General features: G+C 70.3%; 21 protein-coding genes, 1 tRNA gene and 1 riboswitch. Of the genes, 14 read left to right on the top strand and 8 right to left on the bottom strand.

Features of this window, described 5'->3' with window-relative positions; all coding sequences use genetic code 11:
- The first annotated feature begins 60 nt into the window (after positions 1–60).
- The 8 genes from OG520_RS24500 to OG520_RS24535 all read left to right on the top strand — a co-directional run bounded on the left by OG520_RS24500 (position 61) and on the right by OG520_RS24535 (position 9,528).
- Complete coding sequence (locus OG520_RS24500) at positions 61–1,041, top strand: transglycosylase family protein (RefSeq protein ID WP_406014615.1); 981 nt, start codon at positions 61–63, stop codon at positions 1,039–1,041.
- 300 nt (positions 1,042–1,341) lie between these two features.
- Positions 1,342–1,513, top strand: a riboswitch (cyclic di-AMP (ydaO/yuaA leader).
- Between the two features lie 3 nt (positions 1,514–1,516).
- Positions 1,517–2,293, top strand: coding sequence for a transglycosylase family protein (locus OG520_RS24505; protein WP_406014616.1), 777 nt, complete (start codon positions 1,517–1,519; stop codon positions 2,291–2,293).
- 286 nt (positions 2,294–2,579) lie between these two features.
- Positions 2,580–3,860, top strand: a complete 1,281-nt coding sequence (gene eno / locus OG520_RS24510) for a phosphopyruvate hydratase (protein ID WP_266418369.1) — start codon at positions 2,580–2,582, stop codon at positions 3,858–3,860.
- A 108-nt stretch (positions 3,861–3,968) separates the two neighbouring features.
- The gene (locus tag OG520_RS24515; RefSeq protein ID WP_406014617.1) at positions 3,969–4,439 is read left to right on the top strand and encodes a septum formation initiator family protein; all 471 of its coding nucleotides are present in this window, start codon (positions 3,969–3,971) and stop codon (positions 4,437–4,439) included.
- Between the two features lie 59 nt (positions 4,440–4,498).
- Entirely contained in the window at positions 4,499–5,032 is a 534-nt protein-coding gene (locus OG520_RS24520; RefSeq protein ID WP_124722936.1) for a DUF501 domain-containing protein, read from the top strand.
- Positions 5,033–5,157: 125 nt separating this feature from the next.
- Positions 5,158–6,099, top strand: coding sequence for an exopolyphosphatase (locus tag OG520_RS24525; RefSeq protein ID WP_385552084.1), 942 nt, complete (start codon positions 5,158–5,160; stop codon positions 6,097–6,099).
- 415 nt (positions 6,100–6,514) lie between these two features.
- Complete coding sequence (locus OG520_RS24530; RefSeq protein WP_124722938.1) at positions 6,515–7,900, top strand: NAD(P)/FAD-dependent oxidoreductase; 1,386 nt, start codon at positions 6,515–6,517, stop codon at positions 7,898–7,900.
- A 323-nt stretch (positions 7,901–8,223) separates the two neighbouring features.
- Entirely contained in the window at positions 8,224–9,528 is a 1,305-nt protein-coding gene (locus OG520_RS24535; RefSeq protein ID WP_406014618.1) for a class I SAM-dependent methyltransferase, read from the top strand.
- An 88-nt stretch (positions 9,529–9,616) separates the two neighbouring features.
- Here the strand turns inward: OG520_RS24535 and OG520_RS24540 are convergent, their stop codons facing one another.
- The gene (locus tag OG520_RS24540) at positions 9,617–12,145 is read right to left on the bottom strand and encodes an ABC transporter permease (protein WP_406014619.1); all 2,529 of its coding nucleotides are present in this window, start codon (positions 12,143–12,145) and stop codon (positions 9,617–9,619) included.
- A 58-nt stretch (positions 12,146–12,203) separates the two neighbouring features.
- Positions 12,204–12,971, bottom strand: coding sequence for an ABC transporter ATP-binding protein (locus OG520_RS24545; protein ID WP_385329122.1), 768 nt, complete (start codon positions 12,969–12,971; stop codon positions 12,204–12,206).
- Between the two features lie 482 nt (positions 12,972–13,453).
- Here OG520_RS24545 and OG520_RS24550 point away from each other — a divergent pair.
- Together OG520_RS24550 and OG520_RS24555 are read left to right on the top strand one after the other, a co-directional pair.
- A tRNA-Leu gene (locus OG520_RS24550) sits at positions 13,454–13,539 on the top strand.
- Positions 13,540–13,898: 359 nt separating this feature from the next.
- Entirely contained in the window at positions 13,899–14,786 is an 888-nt protein-coding gene (locus OG520_RS24555; RefSeq protein WP_385329124.1) for a Bax inhibitor-1/YccA family protein, read from the top strand.
- A gap of 74 nt (positions 14,787–14,860) precedes the next feature.
- On the opposite strand, the gene OG520_RS24560 is transcribed toward OG520_RS24555, so the two are convergent.
- The gene (locus OG520_RS24560) at positions 14,861–15,088 is read right to left on the bottom strand and encodes a DUF4287 domain-containing protein (RefSeq protein WP_266418379.1); all 228 of its coding nucleotides are present in this window, start codon (positions 15,086–15,088) and stop codon (positions 14,861–14,863) included.
- Between the two features lie 100 nt (positions 15,089–15,188).
- Between OG520_RS24560 and OG520_RS24565 the strand changes: the two genes are divergently transcribed.
- Positions 15,189–15,506 carry a hypothetical protein gene (locus tag OG520_RS24565; protein ID WP_266418380.1) on the top strand — a complete coding sequence of 106 codons (318 nt, stop codon included), beginning with the start codon at positions 15,189–15,191 and terminating at the stop codon, positions 15,504–15,506.
- A 74-nt stretch (positions 15,507–15,580) separates the two neighbouring features.
- Here the strand turns inward: OG520_RS24565 and OG520_RS24570 are convergent, their stop codons facing one another.
- The 3 genes from OG520_RS24570 to OG520_RS24580 form a co-directional block, all read right to left on the bottom strand.
- Positions 15,581–16,411, bottom strand: coding sequence for a hypothetical protein (locus OG520_RS24570; protein WP_406016552.1), 831 nt, complete (start codon positions 16,409–16,411; stop codon positions 15,581–15,583).
- A 301-nt stretch (positions 16,412–16,712) separates the two neighbouring features.
- Positions 16,713–17,933 (bottom strand): acetyl-CoA C-acetyltransferase, encoded by a 1,221-nt coding sequence (locus OG520_RS24575; RefSeq protein WP_406014620.1) that lies wholly within the window; start codon positions 17,931–17,933, stop codon positions 16,713–16,715.
- 155 nt (positions 17,934–18,088) lie between these two features.
- Positions 18,089–19,258, bottom strand: a complete 1,170-nt coding sequence (locus OG520_RS24580) for an SGNH/GDSL hydrolase family protein (RefSeq protein WP_406016553.1) — start codon at positions 19,256–19,258, stop codon at positions 18,089–18,091.
- A 155-nt stretch (positions 19,259–19,413) separates the two neighbouring features.
- Between OG520_RS24580 and OG520_RS24585 the strand changes: the two genes are divergently transcribed.
- The gene (locus OG520_RS24585) at positions 19,414–20,820 is read left to right on the top strand and encodes a cystathionine beta-synthase (RefSeq protein WP_385329130.1); all 1,407 of its coding nucleotides are present in this window, start codon (positions 19,414–19,416) and stop codon (positions 20,818–20,820) included.
- Between the two features lie 324 nt (positions 20,821–21,144).
- On the opposite strand, the gene OG520_RS24590 is transcribed toward OG520_RS24585, so the two are convergent.
- On the bottom strand, positions 21,145–21,981 hold the full coding sequence (locus tag OG520_RS24590) for a helix-turn-helix transcriptional regulator (RefSeq protein WP_406014621.1): 837 nt from the start codon (positions 21,979–21,981) through the stop codon (positions 21,145–21,147).
- A 150-nt stretch (positions 21,982–22,131) separates the two neighbouring features.
- Between OG520_RS24590 and OG520_RS24595 the strand changes: the two genes are divergently transcribed.
- Positions 22,132–22,893 (top strand): SDR family oxidoreductase, encoded by a 762-nt coding sequence (locus OG520_RS24595; RefSeq protein WP_406014622.1) that lies wholly within the window; start codon positions 22,132–22,134, stop codon positions 22,891–22,893.
- A 57-nt stretch (positions 22,894–22,950) separates the two neighbouring features.
- Here the strand turns inward: OG520_RS24595 and OG520_RS24600 are convergent, their stop codons facing one another.
- The gene (locus OG520_RS24600; RefSeq protein WP_406014623.1) at positions 22,951–23,370 is read right to left on the bottom strand and encodes a hypothetical protein; all 420 of its coding nucleotides are present in this window, start codon (positions 23,368–23,370) and stop codon (positions 22,951–22,953) included.
- A 264-nt stretch (positions 23,371–23,634) separates the two neighbouring features.
- Between OG520_RS24600 and OG520_RS24605 the strand changes: the two genes are divergently transcribed.
- The gene (locus OG520_RS24605; protein ID WP_266418387.1) at positions 23,635–24,480 is read left to right on the top strand and encodes a MurR/RpiR family transcriptional regulator; all 846 of its coding nucleotides are present in this window, start codon (positions 23,635–23,637) and stop codon (positions 24,478–24,480) included.
- Positions 24,481–24,622: the final 142 nt, after the last annotated feature.

Genomic DNA, 24,622 nt, shown 5'->3' on the forward strand with positions numbered 1-24,622 from the left:
TCCCGCTAGGTTCACCGTTCGACTCACCAGTCACATGTCAGTCACACGGAAGGCAACCCCATGGGCTCCGCGAACGGCAGACACCGTCGCCCCCGTCAGGCACCCGCCATCGTCGTCGCCGCGGGCGTGACCGGATCGGCCATCGCCATCCCGCTGCTCGGCGCGTCCGGTGCGCACGCGGCCGACGCCACGACCTGGGACCGGGTGGCCGAGTGCGAGAGCGGCGGATCGTGGAGTGCCGACTTCGGGAACGGCCACTACGGCGGCCTGCAGTTCTCGCCGGAGACCTGGAAGGCGTACGGCGGTGAGGCGTACGCGGAGCGCGCCGACCTCGCCAGCCGGGCGCAGCAGATAGCGGTGGCCGAGGAGGTCCTGGACGGCCGGGGCCCGCAGGCCTGGCCCAGCTGTGCGGTCATCTCCGGCCTCGCGGTGGACGGCACGCTGCCGGGGGTCGACCCGGGCTCCGTTCCCGCCGACGACCCGACCGGGAGCGCGAAGCCGGCTGACGACGCGTCGGCGGCCCCGTCCGACGACGCCACGCCGTCCGGGAGCGCCTCGGGCGGCTCGGACGCCGTGGACGGCTCGGACGGCTCGGACGGGGCCGACAAGCCGTCAGGGAAGGCCTCGCCGTCCCCGAAGTCCCCGAAGTCCCCGAAGTCCTCGGCTTCGACCGCTCCGTCTCCCGGAGCGTCCTCCGGTGCGCCCCGCGACACGTCCGATTCACCCGACTCGTCCGGTGATGCGGGTGGCAAGCACCGCGGCACGCCGGCCACCGAGGGGAGCCGCGGCACGGACGGCGGTGGCCGTGAGTCGGGCCGCCACGCCTCCCGCGGCGGCAACGGCGCGCGCGACACGGCCGAGCCGACGGCTGACGACGCGTACACCGTCCGGCCCGGCGACAACCTCTGGTCGATTGCTGATGCACAGAAGGTCCCTGGAGGCTGGCCCGCGCTCTACGAGGCCAATAAGGGTGCCGTCGGCTCCGACCCGGACCTCATCCTTCCTGGCCAGAGCCTCGATCTCGATGTGAAGGCCCAGTGAAGGCAGTCTGATAATCGCCTAAAAGCACCTCAAAAATCGGGGTAGTTCAGGGACCTATGTCCACTTATGCGTAAGTGAGACATGGGTCTCTTTGCGTCAACTGGCGTGTCGCGCCCGGGAGGCCCTTCCGCATCACGTCCCACCTGCGGAAACGACGGTTCTTCAGATGCAAGTACGGGTTGATTGTCCGATGTGTCCATCTTTGAATGTGGGGGTTGCGTATGTTTACGGTCGGAACCGCTCGCACCGCGGGCCCCGTCGACCGTCACGCCGAATCCTGCCGTCGGTCGAAGGGAACAGACGCGTAAAGCGCCGTAGGCAGGAGCGGGGGACCCAGGTAAGCGCCGGGCCCGATCGTCGAAAGACGTATCAGGACCGGCTTGGGGTGAAGTCGCGTGCTAGGACGTGCGACCGGGCAACTCACTTGGCCCGAACCCGACAGCTCACCTCGTAGGCGTCGGTGAGGAGAAGTTCCATGCTGCTTTCCAGCAAGGGCAAGCACCGCCGCCCGTCCAAGGCCGTCCGTATCGCCACGCTCGCCGGTGTCGCCGGTGCCGCCGTCGCCGTGCCCCTGATGGGTGCGACCAGCGCCTCCGCCGCCTCCGTCGCCACCTGGGACGCCGTCGCCCAGTGCGAGTCCGGCGGCAACTGGTCGATCAACACCGGCAACGGCTACTACGGCGGTCTGCAGTTCTCGCAGTCCAGCTGGGCCGCCGCCGGCGGTACGCAGTACGCCGCCCGTGCCGACCTGGCCACCAAGGCCCAGCAGATCGCCACCGCCGAGAGGCTCCTCGACATGCAGGGCCCGGGTGCCTGGTCCTGCGCCGGCGCCGGCAACCTGACCAGCGACGGTGTCGACCCGGGCGTCAACACCGGCTCCTCCTCGAACTCCACCGCGAGCTCCGGCGCCTCCGAGCAGCAGAGCGCCCCGGCTGCCCCGAAGCAGCAGTCGCAGCCGGTCCAGCAGGCCCAGCCGAAGCAGAGCGAGCGCACCGAGGCCCCCGCCGCCTCCCGCTCGGAGCGCTCCGCCGCCCCGCAGGCCGAGTCGAAGAAGACCGTCACCACCCCGACCGGCGAGAAGGTCGAGAAGGGTGACGGCGAGTACAAGGTCGTCTCCGGCGACTCCCTCAGCGAGATCGCGGCCGACCACAAGGTCGAGGGCGGCTGGCAGCAGCTGTTCGAGCTGAACAAGGACATCGTCAAGGACGCCGACCTGATCTACCCGGGTCAGCAGCTGCACCTGACGAAGTAGTCGAGGCTCTCTCCTCCCCGAGCACCCCGGCCCGGCGCGCATTCCCCCGTATGCGCCGGGCCGGGGTTCGGCCGTCCGCGCTCGGGGGAGCGCCGGACCGTTCAAGTGTTGTAGTTACTGGCCAGTAAATTTCTGCCTGTTTGCCCGGCAATGTGCGTCCTCGGGTCCTTTTTCGTCCCAGGGGTCGGGCGGTCGTCGGGCTCAGCGGGCCGGGCCGGTTAGGCTCTTGTCGCAAGGCCAAAGTGACCCTGCACAACCAGCGTCATATCCCAGAAGGAGATGCCTCGTGCCGTCCATCGACGTCGTCGTAGCCCGGGAAATCCTCGACTCCCGTGGAAACCCCACGGTCGAGGTAGAGGTCGGCCTCGACGACGGCAGCACGGGCCGTGCTGCCGTTCCGTCCGGCGCCTCCACCGGTGCGTTCGAGGCCATCGAGCTTCGCGACGGTGACCCCAACCGCTACCAGGGCAAGGGCGTCGAGAAGGCCGTCCTCGCCGTGATCGAGCAGATCGGCCCGGAGCTCGTCGGCTACGACGCCACCGAGCAGCGGCTGATCGACCAGGCGATGTTCGACCTGGACGCCACCGAGAACAAGGGCTCGCTCGGCGCCAACGCCATCCTCGGCGTCTCGCTGGCTGTCGCCCACGCCGCCTCCGAGGCCTCGGACCTGCCGCTGTTCCGCTACCTCGGCGGCCCGAACGCGCACCTGCTGCCCGTTCCGATGATGAACATCCTCAACGGCGGTTCGCACGCCGACTCCAACGTGGACATCCAGGAGTTCATGATCGCGCCGATCGGCGCGGAGTCCTTCTCCGAGGCACTGCGCTGGGGCGCCGAGGTCTACCACACGCTGAAGAAGGTCCTGAAGACCAAGGGTCTTTCGACCGGTCTCGGCGACGAGGGCGGCTTCGCGCCGAACCTGGAGTCCAACCGCGCCGCCCTCGACCTCATCGTCGAGGCCATCAAGGAAGCCGGCTACGCCCCGGGCAAGGACATCGCGCTCGCGCTCGACGTCGCCGCGTCCGAGTTCTACAAGGACGGCAAGTACGAGTTCGAGGGCAAGTCCCGCTCGGCCGCCGAGATGACCGAGTACTACGAGGAGCTCGTCTCCGCGTACCCGCTGGTCTCCATCGAGGACCCGCTGTACGAGGACGACTGGGCCGGCTGGAAGGTCATCACCGACAAGCTCGGCGCCAAGGTGCAGATCGTCGGCGACGACCTCTTCGTCACCAACCCTGAGCGCCTGGCCCGCGGCATCGAGGAGGGCTCCGCCAACGCCCTGCTCGTCAAGGTCAACCAGATCGGCTCGCTGACCGAGACCCTGGACGCCGTCGAGCTGGCCCAGCGCAACGGCTTCAAGTGCATGATGTCGCACCGCTCCGGCGAGACCGAGGACGTCACCATCGCCGACCTCGCGGTCGCCGTGAACTGCGGCCAGATCAAGACCGGCGCCCCGGCCCGCTCGGACCGCGTCGCCAAGTACAACCAGCTGCTGCGCATCGAGGAGATCCTCGACGACGCCGCGGTGTACGCGGGCCGCTCGGCGTTCCCGCGGTTCAAGGGCTGATCATCCCTTTCGGCCCGCCAGGGGCCGAAGGCCATGGCGTCCGTCCGTCCCCGCACCCGGTCCCGTACCGTGTGCGGGGACGGACGTGCGTAGTGGGGAGGCGGAGACATGGCCGCGAAGGACCGGGACCGGTTCTCCACCGCGACCCGGCTGCGGCTGCTCGGCGAGCAGACCGCCGCCCGCGTCTACCGTTCCCAGAACCGCCGTCAGGCCCGCCGCTCACGGCTCACCGGCCGGGCGGCCTTCCTCGCGCTCATCGTCTGCTCCCTGGTGGTCGCGCTCGCGTACCCGATGCGGCAGTACGTCTCGCAGCAGGACGAGATCGCCGACCAGGAACGCCTGGCGCAGGAGGCCAAGGCCCGTACCGAGGAGCTGCGCGACGAGAAGGCGCGCCTCCAGGACGACGCGTACATCAGGCAGCTGGCCCGCACGCACCTGCACTACCTTCTTCCCGGGGAGACCGGTTACACGGTGATCGACCCCGACGCGGTCAAGGAGCGCGAGGGCAGGACGGACAAGTCCGGCCGGCCGTGGCACTCCAACCTCTGGGACGGCGTCGACAGCGCCGACCGCGACTGACTCTCTTCATCCATCTGCAGAACCGCAGTTCGAGCAGCCCGATCAGAACCTAGGCAGGCATGGAAACGCCCCCTCCCCAGACCGAGTCCACCGCGCCCACCGAGGCGGACATCGCCGCGTTCCAGCAGCAGCTGGGCCGCCCGCCGCGCGGTCTGCGCGCGATTGCGCACCGCTGCCCGTGCGGCAACCCGGACGTGGTCGAGACGCAGCCCCGGCTGGAGGACGGTACGCCGTTCCCGACGACGTACTACCTGACGTGCCCGCGTGCCGCGTCCGCGATCGGCACGCTGGAGGCGAACGGGGTCATGAAGGAGATGACCGAGCGCCTCGGTACGGACCCCGAGCTGGCCGCCGCGTACCGGGCCGCTCACGAGGACTACATCGCACGGCGCGACGCCATCGAGGTGCTGGAGGGCTTCCCGAGCGCGGGTGGCATGCCGGACCGGGTGAAGTGCCTGCACGTCCTGGTCGGGCACTCGCTGGCCGCGGGGCCCGGGGTGAACCCGCTGGGCGACGAGGCCATCGCGATGCTGCCGGAGTGGTGGCGCAAGGGGCCGTGCGTCTCGCCGTGCGGCGCGCCGGACGAGGGCTGACCCGTTCGTCTCCCGGGGGCTCCGCCCCCGGACCCCCGCTCCTCGATCGCCCGAGGGGCTTGATCCGGGGCTCTGCCCCGACCCCGCTCCTCGTTCGCCGGAGGGGCTTGAGCTGGGAGTACTTCATGACCCGCGTGGCCGCCATCGACTGCGGTACCAACTCCATCCGCCTGCTCGTCGCCGACGCGGACCCGTCCACCGGTGAGCTCGTCGAGCTCGACCGGCGGATGGAGATCGTCCGCCTCGGCCAGGGCGTCGACCGGACCGGGCGGCTCGCCCCCGAGGCCCTGGAGCGGACGTTCGCGGCCTGCCGTCAGTACGCGGCGGTGATCAAGGAGCACGGGGCGCAGCGGATCCGCTTCGTCGCCACCTCCGCCTCCCGCGACGCGGAGAACCGGGACGAGTTCGTCCGCGGGGTGCTGGAGATCCTGGGCGTCGAGCCCGAGGTGATCAGCGGTGACCAGGAGGCGGAGTTCTCCTTCACCGGAGCCACCAAGGAGCTCGCGGGCCGCGATCACCTGGCGAAGCCGTATCTCGTCGTGGACATCGGCGGCGGCTCCACCGAGTTCGTCGTCGGCGACGACCATGTGCGGGCCGCGCGCTCCGTGGACATCGGCTGCGTACGGATGACCGAGCGGCACCTCGTACGCGACGGCGTCGTGACCGACCCGCCGACCGCCGACCGGATCGGCGCGATCCGGGCCGACATCGACGCCGCCCTCGACCTCGCCGAGGAGAGCGTCCCGCTCACCGGGGCCGCCACCCTCGTCGGCCTCGCGGGGACGGTCACCACGATCGCCGCGATCGCCCTGGGGCTCGACGCGTACGACTCCGAGGCGATCCACCACTCCCGGATCTCCTTCGAGCAGGTCCGGGAGATCACCGGACGGCTCCTCGGCTCCACCCACGCCGAGCGGGCCGCGATCGGCGCGATGCATCCGGGACGGGTCGACGTGATCACGTCCGGGGCGCTGATCCTGCTCGCCGTGATGGAGCGGACCGGGGCCCGGGAAGTCGTGGTCAGCGAGCACGACATTCTCGACGGAATCGGCTGGTCGATCGCCTAGGAACTCGATGCTCATGCGCGCTTTGGCCTGCACCTTTGAGCCGGTGCGGGCCGCGTGGGCGGTGGTTCGCGAGACACGGCGCGACGAAGTTCGTGAACTTCTTCACAAGGAATTCGGCCCCGCGGAGGGCAGTTCTGGTCCGTATGGGTATCCGGAGCCGCTCGCGGGGCCGTCGTGTCTCCGTACGGAAGTGTTCCGGACGTGTTGCCGGTAGATGAATCGGAGCGGTGGCTCACCCCGTCCGGAGGGCCAAGGGCCAGCTCACAAGCGGTGAACAACGTTCGCCGTCGCACCGCGGTTCCCTCGCGGCGCCATGACCTCGGTCACGTGGGCGGCGAAGTGTAGCAGAAGGTTGCTCATAGCTTGTGAAGGGGCTCACGAGCATGCCCTCGGAGGGGGGTGGATACTCGATGGCATGAGCACCACGGAGCGTCCCAGGATCCTCGTAGTAGGCGGTGGGTACGTAGGCCTGTACGCAGCTCGACGCATTCTCAAGAAGATGCGCTACGGCGAGGCGACCGTCACGGTCGTCGACCCGCGCTCGTACATGACGTACCAGCCCTTCCTCCCCGAAGCTGCTGCCGGCAGCATCTCGCCTCGGCATGTCGTCGTCCCGCTGCGACGTGTACTGCCGAAGGCCGAGGTACTCACCGGCCGCGTCACGACCATCGATCAGGACCGCAAGGTCGCCACGGTCGCGCCGCTCGTCGGCGAGGCCTACGAGCTGCCCTTCGACTACCTGGTCATCGCGATGGGCGCGGTCTCCCGCACCTTCCCGATCCCCGGCCTCGCCGAGCAGGGCATCGGCATGAAGGGCATCGAGGAGGCCATCGGCCTGCGCAACCACGTCCTGGAGCAGCTGGACAAGGCCGACTCGACGACCGACGAGGACGTCCGCCGCAGGGCGCTGACGTTCGTCTTCGTGGGCGGCGGCTTCGCCGGTGCGGAGACCATCGGCGAGGTCGAGGACATGGCCCGCGACGCGGCGAAGTACTACACGAACGTGAAGCGCGAGGACATGCGCTTCATCCTCGTCGACGCCGCCGACAAGATCCTTCCCGAGGTCGGCCCGAAGCTGGGCACCTGGGGCCGGGAGCACCTGGAGTCCCGCGGTGTCGAGGTCTTCCTCTCGACCTCCATGGACTCCTGCGTCGACGGTCACGTCGTCCTGAAGAACGGCCTCGAGGTCGACTCCAACACCATCGTGTGGACGGCCGGCGTGAAGCCGAACCCGGCGCTGGCCCGCTTCGGCCTGCCGCTCGGTCCGCGCGGTCACGTGGACACCTCCGAGAAGCTCCAGGTGCAGGGCACCGACTACATCTGGGCCGCGGGCGACAACGCCCAGGTTCCGGACATGGTCGGCCGCAAGGCCGGCAACCCGAACGCCTGGTGCCCGCCCAACGCGCAGCACGCGCTGCGGCAGGCCAAGGTCCTCGGCGACAACGTCATCTCCGGGATGCGCGGCTTCCCGCAGAAGGACTACAGCCACGCCAACAAGGGTGCGGTCGCCGGTCTGGGGCTGCACAAGGGCGTCGCGATGATCGTCATGGGCAAGATGAAGATCAAGCTCAAGGGACGCCTCGCCTGGTACATGCACCGTGGCTACCACGGCATGGCGATGCCGACCTGGAACCGTAAGATCCGGATCTTCGCCGACTGGACCCTTGCGATGTTCCTCAAGCGCGAGGTCGTCTCGCTCGGCGCCATGGAGACGCCGCGCGAGGAGTTCTACGAGGCCGCCAAGCCGGCCCCGGCGCCGGCCGCCGCCAAGGCCGAGGGCGAGAAGGCCAAGGCCTCCTAGTCCGACCGCGGGCCCACTCGCCCGCGCAGTACGTGCACAACGCCCGAAGGGGCCGTCCGCCATCCGTGGTGCGGGCGGCCCCTTCGGCGTACCCGGTCCCGCGCGGCGGGGCGTGGTGCGGGGCACCGTGGGTCGGCCCGGCGAACGGATGCATGTAGTGTACAGCTATTTTGCCCTTCCATTGCGCTGTAGCGGGATGGCGTGCGCTTCGCAGACTGTTGACGGGTACGTACCTCGTCGCGGCGCACGGGTGCCCGGCGTGGTTGCAGGCATGTTCGACCATGTTTGGGCACATTGGGAACACCATCACGGAGGTGTGCGCCATGGCAGACGCCGCGCTGCGGCTGACCGCTCTCGCCGAGGAGTTGCTGGGAGAAAAGCTGCCGGTCCGTATCCGGGCCTGGGACGGCAGTGAATCCGGACCGCCCGGGGCCCCCGTACTTGTGATCCGGAACCGCCGCGCGCTGCGCCGGCTGCTCTGGAAGCCGGGCGAACTGGGCCTGGCCCGCGCCTGGGTGGCGGGCGAGCTCGACATCGAAGGCGATCTCTACGAGGCCCTGGACCTGATGGCCTCACTGATCTGGGAACGCGGGGCCGACGCCAAGGACAGCGTCCACCCGGTCCGCGACCCCGGGGTACGGGCCTTCGCCAAGGGGCTGCTGCAACTGGCCGGCCCCTGGCCCCCGCCGCCCCCGCCGCCCGAGGAGGTGCGCCGCCGCACCGGCACCCTCCACACCAGGCGTCGCGACAAGGAGGCCATCAGCCACCACTACGACGTGGGCAACGACTTCTACGAACTGGTCCTCGGCCCGTCCATGGTCTACTCCTGCGCCTATTGGGAGGACGGCGGAAACCTTGAGGACGCCCAGCGCGACAAGCTCGACCTGGTCTGCCGCAAGCTCGCGCTGAAGGAGGGCGACCGCCTCCTCGACGTCGGCTGCGGCTGGGGCTCCATGGCCATCCACGCCGCCCGCGAGTACGGAGCCCGGGTCACCGGAGTGACCCTCTCCGTCGAACAGGCCGCCTTCGCCCGGAAGCGCATCGCGGAAGCGGGACTGACCGACCGGATCGAGATCCGGGTCCAGGACTACCGGGACGTCAGGGACGGCCCGTACGACGCCATCTCGTCCATCGGCATGGCGGAACACGTCGGCTCGGCCCGCTTCCGCGAGTACGCCGACGACCTCTACACACTCCTCAAGCCCGGCGGCCGGCTGCTCAACCACCAGATCGCCCGCCGCCCCGAGAAGGACGAGTCCGCGTACCACGTGGACGACTTCATCGACGCCTATGTCTTCCCGGACGGTGAACTGGCCCCGGTGGGCCGGACCGTGGCCACCCTCGAAGAAGCCGGCTTCGAGGCCCGCGACGTCGAGTCGCTCCGCGAGCACTACGCGCTGACCCTGCGCCGCTGGGTGGCCAACCTGGAGGAGCACAGGGACCGCGCGGTCCGGATGACCTCGCCCGGACGGGCCAGGGTCTGGCGCCTCTACATGGCCGCCTCCGCCCTCTCCTTCGAGCACAACAAGATCGGCGTCAACCAGATCCTCGTGGTGCGTCCGGCGGCGGGCGGGTCCTCCCGCATGCCGCTGCGGGCCCGCGACTGGACGGCGTCCGCGACCGGCTGACACCGGGACGGACCGAGGGCCGGTACCCGCAGCTCCGTGCTGCGGGTACCGGCCCTCGGGCGCGTCCGGCGACATGCCGTCCGGTTCGCTACTCGGTCTTGATCGCCGTCAGCATGTTCAGCTTCGCGGCGCTGCGGGCCGGCCAGAGCGCGGCCAGCACACCCACGACCCCTGCCAGCACCAGGAAGACCGCGATCCGGTCCCACGGGATGACCAGCGCGTAGTCCGGGATGTCCGACGACAGGGTCTGCCCGATCGCCCAGCCGAGGAACATGCCGAGCACGACACCGACCACCGCACCGAAGAGCGAGATGACCACGGCCTCCAGCCGGATCATGCGCTTCACCCTGCGCCGGTCCAGGCCGATCGCCCGCAGCATGCCGATCTCCTGCTGGCGCTCGAAGACCGACATCGCCAGGGTGTTGATGACCCCGAGCACCGCGATGATCAGGGCCATCGCCAGCAGCCCGTACATGATGTTCATCGCGAGGTTGACCGAGCCGCCGAACATGTCACGGATGTCCTGACGGTCCATGATGCTCATCCCCGGGTTGTCACCCAGAGCCTTCACCAGGGCCTGCTCGTTGGCCTCGCTCGCGCCGCCGTCCATCTTCAGCCAGATCTCGCGGATGTCCGACATGCTGCCGTGCGCATCGGCGACGTTCTTCGGGAGCAGGACCGAGGAAAGCATCTCGTTCCCCTCGAAGATCGCCCCGACCTTCAGCTCGCCCTTCTTGGCGTCGTCGAACTTCACCCGGAGGGTGTCGCCGGTCTTCCAGCCGTTGGACTTGGCCGTCTTCTCGTCGACGGCGATCTCGCCCTTGTCCAGCGCGTCGATCGAGCCGGAGACGGTCGGCAGAGCGAAGAGCTTCTGCAAGTCGCCGGGGGTGACGGCGGACGCGGAGTGGTACTCGTCCTTGACCTCGATCGAGGTGGCCTGCTGCGGCGAGACCGCCGAGACCCCGTCGGCCTTCTGCAGGGCGGTGAGCGCCGACTCGTCGAGCGGACCGCCGCTCGCCATCGTCACCATGTAGTCGGCCTTGATGTTGTCCGTGGTCATCCGGTCGACCGCCTGGCCGAGGGTGACGCCGAGGACCGAGATGCCGGTGACCAGGGTGAGGCCGATCGCCAGCGCGGAGGCGGTGGCACCGGTACGGCGCGGGTTGCGGACCGCGTTCTGCGCGGCCAGCTTGCCGGAGACCCCGAACAGCCGCTTCAGCAGCGGGCGGACCAGTGCGATCACCGGCCGCGACAGCAGCGGGATCAGCACGATGACACCGATCAGCGTGAGGAAGGCGCCCACGGCGATGACGGTCCGGCCGGCCGATCCGGACTTGGCCGCGCCCGCCACGATCGCCACCCCGCCCAGCAGGGTGAGCACCGCGCCGATCGAGTTGCGCAGCACCAGGGACTTGACGGTGGCCGTCGCGTGCACGCTGCTCATCGCCGCGACCGGCGGGATCTTGGCGGCCCGGCGGGCGGGCAGCCAGGCGGCCAGCACGGTGATCAGGACACCGACGGCGAACGCGGCGATGACCGCGATGGGCGAGATGATCAGCGGTCCGGCCGGGATCTTCCCGCCGAACAGGCCCATCGCGGAGCGCAGTCCGATGGCGAGGCCGAGGCCGAGGGCGAAGCCGACGACCGAGGCGATCACGCCGACGACGGCCGCTTCGAGGAGCACCGAGCGCTTGACCTGGCGGCGGGAGGCGCCGACGGCGCGCATCAGTGCCAGCTCCTTGGTGCGCTGGGCCACCAGCATGGTGAAGGTGTTGGCGATCAGGAAGATACCGACGAACAGGGCGATGCCGGCGAAGGCGAGCAGCATCCCGTTGAGACCGCTCAGACCGTCCTCGATCCGCTTGGCCTGATCGTCCGCGAGCGCCTGGCCGGTCTTGGCCTCGGCGTCCTTGGGCAGCAGCGGCTTCACTCCGGCCAGCAGCTTCTCGGCGGAGACGCCGGGCGCGGCGGACACGTTGGCGTCCCTGAACACGCCGGGCCTGAGGTAGAGCTTCTGGGCGACCTCGGTGTCGAAGAGGACCAGGCTGCCGCCCGCGTTGACCGCGCCGTCCTCGGTGGTGAAGACACCGGAGAGGGTGTACTCCTTCACCGGCCCGTTCGTGGCGACCCGGACCCGGTCACCGACGTGGTACTCGCCCCGCTTCGCGGTCTCCTTGTCGAGCGCGATCCGGTCGGCCGCGACCGGGCCCGTACCGTCGACGAAGGTGTACGCGGAGTCCTTGCCGTTCTTGCCGGGGGAGTAGTTCCCGCCGGTGTTCGACCAGCCGTTGCCGATCAGCTTGCCGTCGGGGTCGGCGACCCCGGCGAAGCCGGAGACCCGGCCGGTGGCGGTGCCGACGCCGTCCAGGCCCTGGATCTTCTTCAGGGTGGCGGCGGTGATGCCGGCCGTCTTCTCGTCGCGCTGGTCGGCGTAGGTGGTGACGGCCACGGCGACGTCGTCGTAGCTCTTCGCCGACTGGTTACGGAGGGCGTTGCCGAGGGTGTCGGTGAAGACCAGCGTGCCGGAGACGAAGGCCACGCCGAGCATCACGGCGAGGACGGTCATCAGCAGCCTGGCCTTGTGCGCGAGCACATTGCGCAGGGCGGTACGGAACATGTCTGTCAGTCCTGGGATGGGGAGGGGTTCCGGAAAGGGGCGTGGGGAAGGGCGGGCTTCAGCTGGTGCGGCCCTTGGCGTCGAACGCCTTCATCCGGTCGAGGACCCCGTCCGCGGTGGGGTGCAGCATCTGGTCGACGATCCGGCCGTCCGCGAGGAAGATGACCCGGTCCGCGTAGGAGGCGGCCGCCGGGTCGTGGGTCACCATCACCACGGTCTGCCCGAGCTCGCGCACCGAGTTGCGCAGGAAGCCGAGGACCTCGGCGCTGGAGCGGGAGTCCAGGTTTCCGGTCGGCTCGTCACCGAAGATGATCTCCGGCTGCGAGGCCAGGGCGCGGGCCACGGCGACGCGCTGCTGCTGGCCGCCGGAGAGCTCGGTCGGCCGGTGGCTCAGCCGGTCGGAGAGGCCCACCATGTCGATGACCTGGCGCACCCACGCGGCGTCGGGCTTGCGGCCCGCGATGTCCATGGGGAGCGTGATGTTCTCCTGGGCCGTCAGCGTGGGCAGCAGGTTGAACGCCTGGAAGATGAAGCCGATCTTGTCCCGGCGGAGCTGGGTGAGCTGCTTGTCCTTGAGGGAGCCCAGTTCCGTGTCGCCGATCCGTACCGAACCGCTGCTGAAGCTGTCGAGGCCGGCCACGCAGTGCATCAGCGTGGACTTGCCGGAGCCGGACGGGCCCATGATCGCGGTGAACTCGCCCCGCGGGAAGTCCACGGAGACCCGGTCCAGGGCCGTGACCCTGGTCTCGCCCTCTCCGTAGACCTTCGACAGGTCCGTGGCGCGGGCGGCCACCGTGGTGACGCGGGGTGCGGTGGAAGTGGTCACGGGAATCTCCTGTTTCGGGGCTCCGGCCGAGGGCTCGTCCGGGGTTTTGTTCGGAACCCTTCAATCGTCACCGCCGTTCCGCCGCCGGACGTCAGTCCGCGTGCCCGTTCCGGGGACAGCCTTGAGTCGCACCAGGAAGGCCCTGCGTCCTCCTGCGGTATGACACCGACCCTGAGGCGTCGGTCCGGGGTACCACCGCCGGGACCGGTCTGTCGCGGCCTCTGGGCCGGGGCCGGTGGCGCGCCCGTGGCGGCCGTCGGCGCGCGCCCGGTGAATGCGCCGTCCGGGTGCGGCGACTTTACGTCAATCCGGATTACCGGCCGGCGCGCCCGCTACCCCGCCCAGGCATGTGGCGATGCCCTTTCGCGAGTGCTGACGACCCCTCAAACGGTCAATAAAATAAGACAACATCGCGCCACTGATCCGCTGTTCGGGGGAAGTCCCCGGATAGGGTCATGTGCCAACGCGGAGCCGCGCGCCAGGCCTGGATGGTGGAATGCAGACACGGCGAGCTTAAACCTCGCTGCCCCTCGGGGGCGTACCGGTTCGAGTCCGGTTCCAGGCACCACTACTCACTCGGAGGCCGAGCCGGCGGAACGCCTCGGACCGCGACCGATTCCGGGATGGCGGGCCACGCGCAGCGCATGCTCCATGACTTCAGCCGCCGCTCCTGTCGTCCGGGCGCGATGACGCCGTAAACGCGATGACGCCGTAAAACCGGTCGGTCGGCACGTTACTGGACCGCGAGCCCGGACGATATGGGGCGCAGTCGGTTTTTCTGCGCGGTGCCGCGCGGCCCGGTGGCCGACGGACGGGTGTCGCTCCGGACAGGTATCCGCAAAGATCCTCCCCAAGCAGTAGTCTGATTCTTTTGCCTACCCATTACTCTTGTGGGAAGGCCGCGCAGGGTGGCCATGGAGGAGTGAGATGAGGAGCAGCAACCCGGTCTTCTCGCGACGGGGCTTCAGCCGCGACAACGGATACGCGGGCTTCAACGCGGCGCCGCAGGCCGGGGCCCCCGCAGCGGGTGCCAACCCGTACGCGCAGGGCACCGCCGCCAACCCGTACGCCACCAACCCCTACGCCCAGCCGGACGCCCAGTACGGCGCCCCGCAGGCACCGGCGCGCACCGGCGCGATGACGATCGACGACGTCGTCACGCGGACGGCGATCACGCTGGGCACCGTGGTGCTCGGCGCCGCGCTCGCCTGGGCGCTGCTGCCGGTCGACGAGGCGAACCTCGGCAAGTCGTACGGCATCGCGATCGGCGCCGCCCTGGTGGCGTTCGTCCTGTCGCTCGTCCAGTCCTTCAAGCGCAGGCCGGTGCCGGCGCTGATCGTCTCGTACGCGGCCTTCGAGGGTGTCTTCCTCGGAGTGATCTCCAGCGCGGTCAGCACGTACATCGGACCGGGCGTCGTGATGCAGGCGGTGATGGGCACCATGTGTGTCTTCGCCGGTGTGCTGCTCGCGTACAAGATGCGCTGGATCCGCGTCACTCGCCGCTTCTACGGCTTCGTGATGGCCGCCGCCATGGGCTTCATGCTCCTGATGGTGGTCAACCTGCTGTTCGCCGTCTTCGGCGGCGGTGACGGCCTGGGCTTCCGCAGCGGTGGCCTCGGCATCCTCTTCGGCGTCATCGGGATCGTCCTCGGTGCGTGCTTCCTGGCCCTGGACTTCAAGCAGGTCGAGGACGGCATCGCCTACGGCGCCCCCCGCGAGGAGTCCTGGCTGGCGGCCTTCGGCCTCACCATGACCCTGGTGTGGATCTACCTGGAGATGCTGCGTCTGCTCTCCATCCTCAGCGGCGACGACTGATCCGCCCGCACCCGCACGACGGGAACGGCCCGCAGGCACTGCCTGCGGGCCGTTCCCGTTTTCCACGCCCGTCGCTAGAGCAGCTTGCGGGCGGCCCTTCTGAGGTCGTACTCGTGGATGAGCGCCTTCGCGTGTCCGTAGGCGAGGTCGTGTTCGCTCCGCAGCCAGCTGACCTTCTCCTCGAAGCGGAGAGCGGGTCCTTCCTCCACGGTGCGGAGCCAGTCGGTGATTTCACGACCGGTGCAGCGGGGGATCCGGGCGAGCAGATTGCGATGGGTTTCTTCGGAGAAGACTTGGGACATCGGCGCCTCCGACGCATTGCGCGTTGCTGGTCCTTGCCGACACCGTGCCCGAGCATCGGCCCGTTGGCAACCGTCCTGCCGGGGCGCGTAGGGTCGCGGAGTGCTCGATACGACCCCGCTGATCACCGCCGTGGACCGATTCGCCGACCGGCTGCGCGCCGCCCCGCAGAGCCGCCTCCAGCGCGGCGCCGCCGCCGAAGGACTTGCCGCGGCGCGGGAACTGGCGCTGCGTGCCCAGCGGATCGAGGCGCCGGACCGGGAGCCGCACACCATGCCCGACGCCGGGATCTTCTCGATCGGCGACCAACTCGCCGTGGCCGGGCGCGATCTGGCGGTGGCACTGGAAACGGCCCCGTCGGCTGAGCTGGACGAGGCCGTGCAATTCGTGGACGAGGCCGCTGCGCGCGCGTTCGCGTAGCGGCGGGCGGCAGTCCGGGGGATCGCCCCGGGGGCGGCGGCCGGCGAGAGCCGCTGTGCCCGGATGTCGCGGTGTCAGAACGAGGCGATGACGCGGTCGGCGAGGACGTAGACACTCTCCTCGCCGCAGGAGAAGGTCAGGGCGTACGCGCCGGAGACGCCGGAGCCGCCCAGCAGTACGGGATGCTCGCCGGCGAGCAGCGAGCCGGCCAGCCGCTCGGCCGTCTCGCGGTGGCCGGGGGTCATGCAGAGCGTGGTGCCGTCGGCGAAGACATAGACGTCGAGCGTGCCGAGTGGACCGGGGCGCACATCGGCCAGTTCCGTACGGCTGTCGGCGAGCTCTTCGAGACGGTTCACGGTGCGCTCGTGGTCGGTGACGACCGGGGTCTGCACCGGCACGAAGTCGGGGTGCGAGGGGTGCCGGCGGCGGGCGGCGGCCAGCTCGGGGGAGTCCTCGGCGAACTCCGCCGTCCCGGGCAGCTCGGTCATGTCCGCCAGCTCCGTCAGTTCCACCAGCTCGTCGAGGGCTTCGCCGGCGTCGAGGTCCATCGCGTCGAGGCCCGCGAAGTCGGCCTGGCGGGGCATGAAGAACGGGGCGTCCTCGCCCAGCCCGGTCAGGCCGCCCAGCAGGGACGGGGCATCGGCGGCATCGCGCGCTTCCTGGGTGGCCCAGAAGGCACGGGCCTCCGCGAGCTCGCGCTCGCGTTCCTCGGCCAGCGCCTCGGCGACGGCCGCGCGTATCTCGGCGACGGGGGTGACGGGGCTGCGGCTCTGCGCGGGCACGGTGACGCCGTGCACACGGGCCTCGGCCAGCTCCGTACGAAGGGCCGTGACCTGCTTGCGCAGCCCGTGAGCAGCGTGCAGAGCAGCAGCGCCCACGGCCGTGGCGGCGGCGGTGGTCAGCAACAGGGCAAGAGACATGGCGCTCACTGACATACTCCCGGTTTCAATCGATCCCCCGACTTCCTACATCAGCTTGTCCCCTACCTGCGCCCTGTGTCAGTGCATTACGTCACGAATTGGACAGGTCTTTGGGCCTGGGGTTTAACCCTGATGCGGGTGTGACCTGCGGGAATGCCTCTCCCCCAGGAGATAGGTCACATCCTGGGGGAGATTCGGTCACGGTCGGGGCTCGGAACCGGCCACCGTAGGGGGCGTGGGCCCGCTGACGGCTATGTCGGGTCCGGCCCGCCCGGCACGGTTCGGCTCAGCTCAGCCGCTCCATGACCATCGCCATGCCCTGGCCGCCGCCCACGCACATGGTCTCCAGGCCGAACTGCTTGTCGTGGAACTGCAGGCTGTTGATCAGCGTGCCGGTGATCCGGGCGCCCGTCATGCCGAAGGGGTGACCGACGGCGATTGCGCCGCCGTTGACGTTGACCTTCTCCAGTGGCAGGCCGAGGTCGCGGTAGGAGGGGATCACCTGGGCGGCGAACGCCTCGTTGATCTCGGCCAGGTCGATGTCGTCGATGGTCAGCCCGGCCCGCTTCAGTGCCTGCTTGCTGGCCTCCACCGGCCCGTACCCCATGATCTCGGGGGAGAGGCCCGAGACGCCGGTCGAGACGATCCGGGCCAGCGGGGTCAGGCCCAGCTCGCGCGCCTTGGTGTCGGACATGATCACGAGGGCGGCGGCGCCGTCGTTGAGCGGGCAGCAGTTGCCCGCGGTGACCAGGCCGTCGGGGCGGAACACCGGCTTCAGGCCCTGCACGCCCTCCAGCGTGACGCCCGCGCGCGGGCCGTCGTCCTTCGAGACGACCGTGCCGTCCGGGGTGGTGACCGGGGTGATCTCGCGCTCCCAGAAGCCGTTCTTGAGGGCTTCCTCGGCGAGGTTCTGCGAGCGGACGCCGAACTCGTCCATGTCCTGGCGGGTGACGCCCTTGAGGCGGGCCAGGTTCTCCGCGGTCTGCCCCATCGCGATGTACGCGTCCGGGACCAGGCCGTCCTCGCGCGGGTCGTGCCAGTCGTCGCCGCCCCGCTCGGCGCGGGCCGCGGTGCGGGCCTCGGCGTCGGCGAACAGCGGGTTGTGCGTGTCCGGCCAGCTGTCGGAGTTGCCCTTCGAGAAGCGGGACACCATCTCGACACCGGCCGAGATGAAGACGTCGCCCTCACCGGCCTTGATGGCGTGCAGCGCCATCCGGCTGGTCTGGAGGGAGGACGAGCAGTAGCGGGTGACCGTACAGCCCGGAAGGTGGTCCATGCCCATCTGTACGGCGATGATGCGGCCCAGGTTGTTGCCCTGCTCGCCGCCGGGGAGGCCGCAGCCGAGCATCAGGTCGTCGATGTCCTTCGGGTCCAGCTCGGGCACCTTCGCCAGCGCGGTCCGGATGATCGTGGCGGTCAGGTCGTCCGCGCGCAGGTCCTTCAGCGAGCCCTTGAAGGCCCGGCCGATGGGGGAACGGGCTGCAGAGACGATCACGGCTTCGGGCATCACGCGGCTCCATGAGGGCTGGAAGGCGGGTTCTGGCAGGTGCTGACTTGGAAGTTACCTGTACGTAGGCGCCGGGTCACCGGGCAGCGCATGTGACGCCGACCTCTTTTCTAAGCGACCGCTCAGTCCGACTGCTCGCCGACTGCGCGGGTCGATCAATTGGCCGGGAGATTGCGCGGCTCCCCGTGCGACTCCCCCGTCTCTCCAGTCTCCTCCGTTGCTCCTGTTGCTCCTGTTGCTCCCGTTGCTCCTGTTGCTCGCGTCGCTTCTGTCGCTCCCGTCTCCCCACTCTTCTCGGTTCCTCCGGTTCTCTCCTTGGATTCCTCGGTCCTTCCCGTCTCCCCGTGCGGCTCCGGATGCGGGTGGGGCTCCGTGGCCGCGGGCAGGCGCCGCCGCCTGCGGTGCTTGAGGAGTGCCCAGGGCGCCCGCGCCCCCGTGACCTCCGTACCGGCCTCCCTGGCCGCCTGGGAGGCCGCCTTGGCCACCGGCAGCATGTCCTCGCGCCGGGCCCCGTCCAGCCGGTCGGACTCCGGCCACAGCCCCAGCACCGCGCAGAGCGTGGGCAGCACCGCCATCGCCGCCGTGGCGTACCCCTCCGCCGACGGGTGGTAGTTGTCCGGCCCGAACAGCTCCCGCGGATTCGCCTCGAACTCCGGCCCGAGCAGATCGCCCAGCGACACCGTGCGCCCGCCCTGCTCCACCGAGCCGATCGTCTGGGCCGCCGCCAGCTGCCGGCTCACCCGCCGGGCCATCCAGCGCAGCGGCTGATAGACCGGCTCGATCGTGCCCAGGTCCGGACAGGTGCCGACCACGACCTCCGCGCCCGCCGTACGCAGCCTGCGCACGGCGGTGGTCAGGCAGCGCACCGACTGGGTGGCCGGCATCCGGTGCGTCACATCGTTCGCGCCGATCATGATCACGCAGACGTCGGGCGTACGGGAGGTGTCGGCGAGCAGCAGCGAGACCTGCCTCTCCAGATCGTCGGACCGGGCACCCGGCTGCGCCACATTGCGCAGATCCACCGGCCGCTCGGACACCGCGGCGAGCCCCGAGGCGAGCAGCGCCCCCGGGGTCTGCCCGGCCCGGCGCACCCCCTGCCCGGCCGCCGTCGAGTCGCCCAGCAACCCCAGCCGCAACGGGTCCGAGGGGCCGGCGAACGCCACCCCGTACCGCCCGTCCGCGCTCGGCGGAACCGGTGCGATTCCGCCGCCCACCTGCCGTTTCGCCAGATGGACCTCCGCCAGCAGTACGCCTGCCGCCGCAGCGCCGAGCAGCCCGATGCTGCCCCCGCCGTAGGCCGCGCCCGCTGCGATCCGCCGTGCCACCCTTGCCCTTGACACAGTCCGGTCCACCTCCTCGTTGCCGTACCGCCGTACATACAGCTAACTGCCCCGCAGCGGCCGTCGTTCAATCGCTTCGCCCAATCTCGTGCCCGTACGCATACCCTTGCCGCACCATCTCGGAGACCCCGGAGTACACGGTGCAATTCCACGATTCGATGATCAGTCTCGTAGGCAATACCCCGCTGGTGAGGCTGCGCAGTGTGACGGCCGGCATCCAGGCGACGGTCCTGGCCAAGGTCGAGTACTTCAACCCCGGCGGTTCGGTCAAGGACCGCATCGCCCTGCGCATGATCGAGGCCGCCGAACAGAGCGGCGAACTGCAGCCCGGCGGCACGATCGTCGAGCCGACCAGTGGCAACACGGGCGTCGGCCTGGCGATCGTCGCCCAGCAGAAGGGGTACAAGTGCATCTTCGTCTGCCCGGACAAGGTGTCCACGGACAAGATCAATGTGCTGCGCGCCTACGGTGCCGAGGTCGTCGTCTGCCCGACGGCCGTTGACCCCGAGCACCCCGACTCGTACTACAACGTCTCCGACCGGCTGGTCCGCGAGACACCGGGGGCCTGGAAGCCCGACCAGTACTCCAACCCCAACAACCCGCGTTCCCACTACGAGACCACCGGTCCCGAGCTGTGGGAGCAGACGGACGGGAAGATCACCCACTTCGTCGCGGGTGTCGGCACCGGCGGCACGATCAGCGGCACCGGCCGCTATCTGAAGGAGGCCAGCGGCGGCTCGGTGAAGGTGATCGGGGCCGACCCGGAGGGCTCGGTCTACTCCGGCGGCTCCGGGCGTCCCTACCTCGTCGAGGGCGTCGGCGAGGACTTCTGGCCGAGCGCCTACGACCGTACGGTCACGGACGAGATCGTCGCCGTGTCCGACAAGGACTCCTTCCAGATGACCCGCCGTCTCGCCAAGGAGGAGGGCCTGCTGGTCGGCGGCTCCTGCGGCATGGCGGTGGTCGGCGCCCTGGAGGTCGCCAAGCGCCTGGGCCCGGACGACGTGGTCGTCGTCCTGCTGCCCGACAGCGGTCGCGGCTACCTGAGCAAGATCTTCAACGACGAGTGGATGGCCGACTACGGCTTCCTGGAGGACACCGGCCCGTCCGCGCGCGTCGCCGACGTGCTCGACTACAAGGACGGCCCGATCCCGACGCTCGTCCACATGCACCCCGAGGAGACCGTCGGCGAGGCGATCGACGTCCTGCGCGAGTACGGCGTCTCGCAGATGCCGATCGTGAAGCCGGGCGCGGGCCACCCGGACGTGATGGCCGCCGAGGTCATCGGTTCGGTGGTGGAGCGGGAGCTGCTGAACGCGCTGTTCGCCCAGCACGCCTCGCTCTCCGACCCGCTGGAGAAGCACATGTCGCCGCCGCTGCCGCAGGTCGGCTCCGGCGAACCGGTCGAGGACCTGATGGCGGTGCTCGGCGGTACGAACACGGCGGACGCGGCGATCGTGCTGGTGGAGGGCAAGCCGAAGGGCGTGGTCAGCCGGCAGGACCTGCTGGCGTTCCTCGCCAAGGACGCGACGGCCGGCAAGGCGTAGCGCCGCCGTGGGTCCGGGCTTCGCGAAAACGGTACGAGCGCGACACGTCCGCGCAGCACCGGCTTAACACGAGTCCGGCAGATTGATGGGTGCCGGCGGGGAGACCCGCCGGCACCCGATACGGCGACACGGACTACGGAGCGGCTCCCGGACCTCCATCGTCGCCAGGACGCGGTGACCGGCCCTGACCCGGACCGTGTCCCTCGCGGGGACCGCCGTCGTCCCGCCCCCTGGGCAACCGGGGGTGCGGCGGTCCCCGCGACACACTCATGTCCGCGCCTCCACGGCCCCCCGGGTCCGTGGGCGTGCGGACGCGACAGGCTCTCAGCCGGTCGGTGCCGGTGCGGCCGCCCAGCTCGCCAGCAGCGCGACGCGTTCGGCGGTCTCGCTGCCGGGCTCCGGCGTGTAGACCACCAGGCACTGGCCGGGATCGCCGGCCGCGCCGAGCGTCTCGTACGGGAGCACGAGCTCGCCCGCGACCGGGTGGTCGATGCGCTTGACCCCGTAGGTCTTCGACTTCACCTGATGGTCCGCCCACAGCCGGCGGAAGTCGTCGCTCTTCAGGGACAGCTCGCCGACCAGTGTGGCCAGTCGCTTGTCGTCGGGATGCAGGCCCGCGTCCAGGCGCAGATACGCCACCGTCTCCGCCGCCACCGCGGCCCAGTCCGGGTACAGCTTCCGCGCCGCCGGTTCCAGGAATACCTGGCGCGGCATGTTGCGCTCGGCGACGGGCATCCGGGAGAAGCCGACGACGGCGTCCCCCAGCGCGTTCCAGGCCAGCACGTCCATCCGGCGGCCCAGGACGAACGCCGGGGCCGCGGTGAGCGAGTCCAGCACCAGGCGCAGACCGGGGCGGACCCGCTGGGAGGAGGCCGGAGCGGAGGCGCGCGACTTCGGGCGTGCCACGGTGTACAGATACGTGTGCTCCGTCTCGTCCAGCCGCAGCACCCGGGCTATCGCGTCGAGCACCGCGTCCGAGACGCTCGGGCCGCGCCCCTGCTCCAGCCGGATGTAGTAGTCGACGCTCACTCCCGCGAGCTGGGCCACCTCCTCGCGCCGGAGTCCGGGTACGCGACGGCGCCCGTACGCCTGCAGCCCCACGTCCTCGGGCTGGATGCGGGCCCGCCGGGAGCGGAGGAAATCACCGAGGTCAGCGTCCATGGCGTCGATCGTAGAAGAAGGGCGGACGCCGAGCCTGGTACTGGCAGACCCAGGAACAGCGTCGCCCTGGCTGGGCCCCGGACGGCCACGCAGAGTGGAGTCGGGCCCGGGGAAACGCTCCGGTCCCGCAACGCCTCAAGGAGCACGGACATGTCGTACAAGACCCTCGCAGGCCGCACCGCCGTCATCACCGGAGCCGCCAGCGGCATGGGCAGCGCGACCGCCCGGCTGCTCGCCGCCCAGGGGGTCAGGGTCGCCCTGCTCGCCCGGCGCGCGGAGCGGCTGGAGGAGCTGGCCGCCGCGATCGGGGCGGCGGGCGGCGAGGCGCTCGTCGTGGTCACCGACGTCACCGACCAGGCGTCGGTCGACGCCGCGGCCGAACTGGTGCACCGCACCTTCGGTCAGGTGGACCTGGTGGTCAACGCGGCCGGTGTGATGCTGCCGAACCCGGTGGACGAGGGCCGGACCGACGAGTGGCAGCGGATGATCGACACCAATGTGACGGGCGCCCTGCGGATCATCCGGGCCTTCACGGCCGACCTGGTGGCGGTGGCCGCCGGGGGCCGCACCGCGGACCTGGTGAACATCTCGTCCATCGGCGCGCACGTCATGTTCCCCAACTACGCGGTGTACGGGGCGACGAAGGCCGCGCTGACGTACCTGTCGACGTCGCTGCGCACCGAGTTCGGGCCGCGCGACGTCCGGGTCACGAACATCGAGCCGGGCCTCACCGACACGGAGCTGGCCGGCCACGTCGACAACGCCGAGCTGAGCGGACAGCTCGACGACATGTTCGGCGCGCTCGGCGGGCTCTCCAGCGACGAGATCGCCGATCTGATCGCCTACGCCACCAGCCGGGCACGCCACATCAACCTGCGCCAGCTGATTGTGCAGCCCACCCGCCAGGCGTAGTGCCGTGCGCTCCAGGGGCCGCTGTGTTCCGGGTGGCCGCTCCGCGGCCCCAGGCCGTCAGTCCTCCCAGTCGGAGTCCGCACGTCCGGGACGGTGCGAGAACCACGTCCAGTTGCGGGCGGCGTGCACGGCGTTGACCGCGACGATCCCGAGCCAGGCGACGACCAGGCCCCCGGTGTGGGCGGTCGAGGCGCCGATCGCCGACAGCGGGACGGCCAGGATCAGCGAGATGATCCCGAAGCCGTAGCGCTCGCCGAAGTTCCCCAGGGGCTGCGGCGGGTGTGGACCCCTGGCGACGCTCACCCGCTGTTCGGCGAGATGGCGCCGGACGCGCCGGTCGAGCGTGCTGTCGAGCCGCTGCTCGACCTTCTCCAGAAAAGACTCGACGAGCGCGGGCTCGTACTCCGAACCCAGCTCACTACGGGCCTGCAGGGCGGCATCGAGCTCGTTCTGGAGCTCGGGGTCACGGGTTTTCATATCCTTCACGGTACGAATCGCGACCGCCGCGGGCAGTGGGGTTAACCCCCCTCTTTCCCTGCGCCCCGGCCGCACGGGATCAGCGCCCCGGCCGCACGGGATCAGCGCCCCGGCCGCACGGGATCAGCGCCCGGCCGGACAGGGACATCGACCCGGTCGCACGGGGACATCGCCCCGGCTGCATATGGACATGCAGACGCCTTGCTGGCTGAATGGATTTGTCGGCGCCGGATCGCGGTGCGCCGGATCTACCGAGGGGACAGCATGAGCGGGAGCAGCCCGGCCGCGCGGTTGCAGCAGCTCTTCGAGGGGCGCCGGCTCACACCCACCCAGCGGCGCATCGCGCACTCGATGGTGCGCAGGGCCGGGGACGTCCCGTTCCTGTCGAGCGTGGAGCTGGCCGAGCTCGCCGGGGTCAGTCAGCCGTCCGTCACCCGCTTCGCCGTGGCGCTCGGCTTCGACGGCTATCCGGCGCTCCGCAAGCATCTGCGGGAGGTCGCCCCCGCCGAGCCCGAGCCGGCGGGCGGGGACGACGCGTACAACGAGTACCAGCAGGCGGTGCTCGGCGAGATCGAGAATCTGCGGCACCTGGCGGAGCTGCTCGCCGACCCCGGGCCGGTCGAGCGGGCGGGCAGGCTGCTGGCGGCCTCGCGGCCGCTGCCGGTGCTCGGGCTGCGGGCCGCCTCCTCGCAGGCGCGGGGCTTCGGGTACTTCGCGGCCAAGGTCCACCCCGATGTCCGGGTGCTCGACGAGGGCGGCAGCATGCTGCGCGACCGGATCGACGCCGCCCGGCGGGCGGGCGCCTCCGCGCTGATCTGCTTCGCGCTGCCCCGGCACCCGAAGGAGGTCGTGGACGCCCTCGCGTACGCGCAGGAGCAGGGGATGGCCGTGGTGTCGGTGGCGGACTCCGCGTTCGCGCCCGTCGCCAAGTACAGCGATCTGCTGATCCCGGCCGCCGTCGGCACCGGGCTCGCCTTCGACACGGCGTGTGCGCCCATGCTGCTGGGGCGGGTGCTGCTGGAGGCGATGTGCGACGACCTGCCCGACGCGCAGGCGCGGCTGGAGGAGTTCGACGCGAGGGCGGCGGCGCGGGGACTGTTCGTGGAGTGACGGACGGGGACCGTGCGCCGGGGGCGGCGGGGGCCCGGCGGGCCCGTCGGCTCCCGGACTTCGCCGATTCTCAGGCACCGCTCATCTACGGCCACTAATCTCCGGGCCGGAAAGGCTCACGAGGAGCTGCGGAGAGAGGTAC

The sequence above is a fragment of the Streptomyces sp. NBC_00984 genome, from assembly GCF_045162475.1.
Classification (GTDB): domain Bacteria; phylum Actinomycetota; class Actinomycetes; order Streptomycetales; family Streptomycetaceae; genus Streptomyces.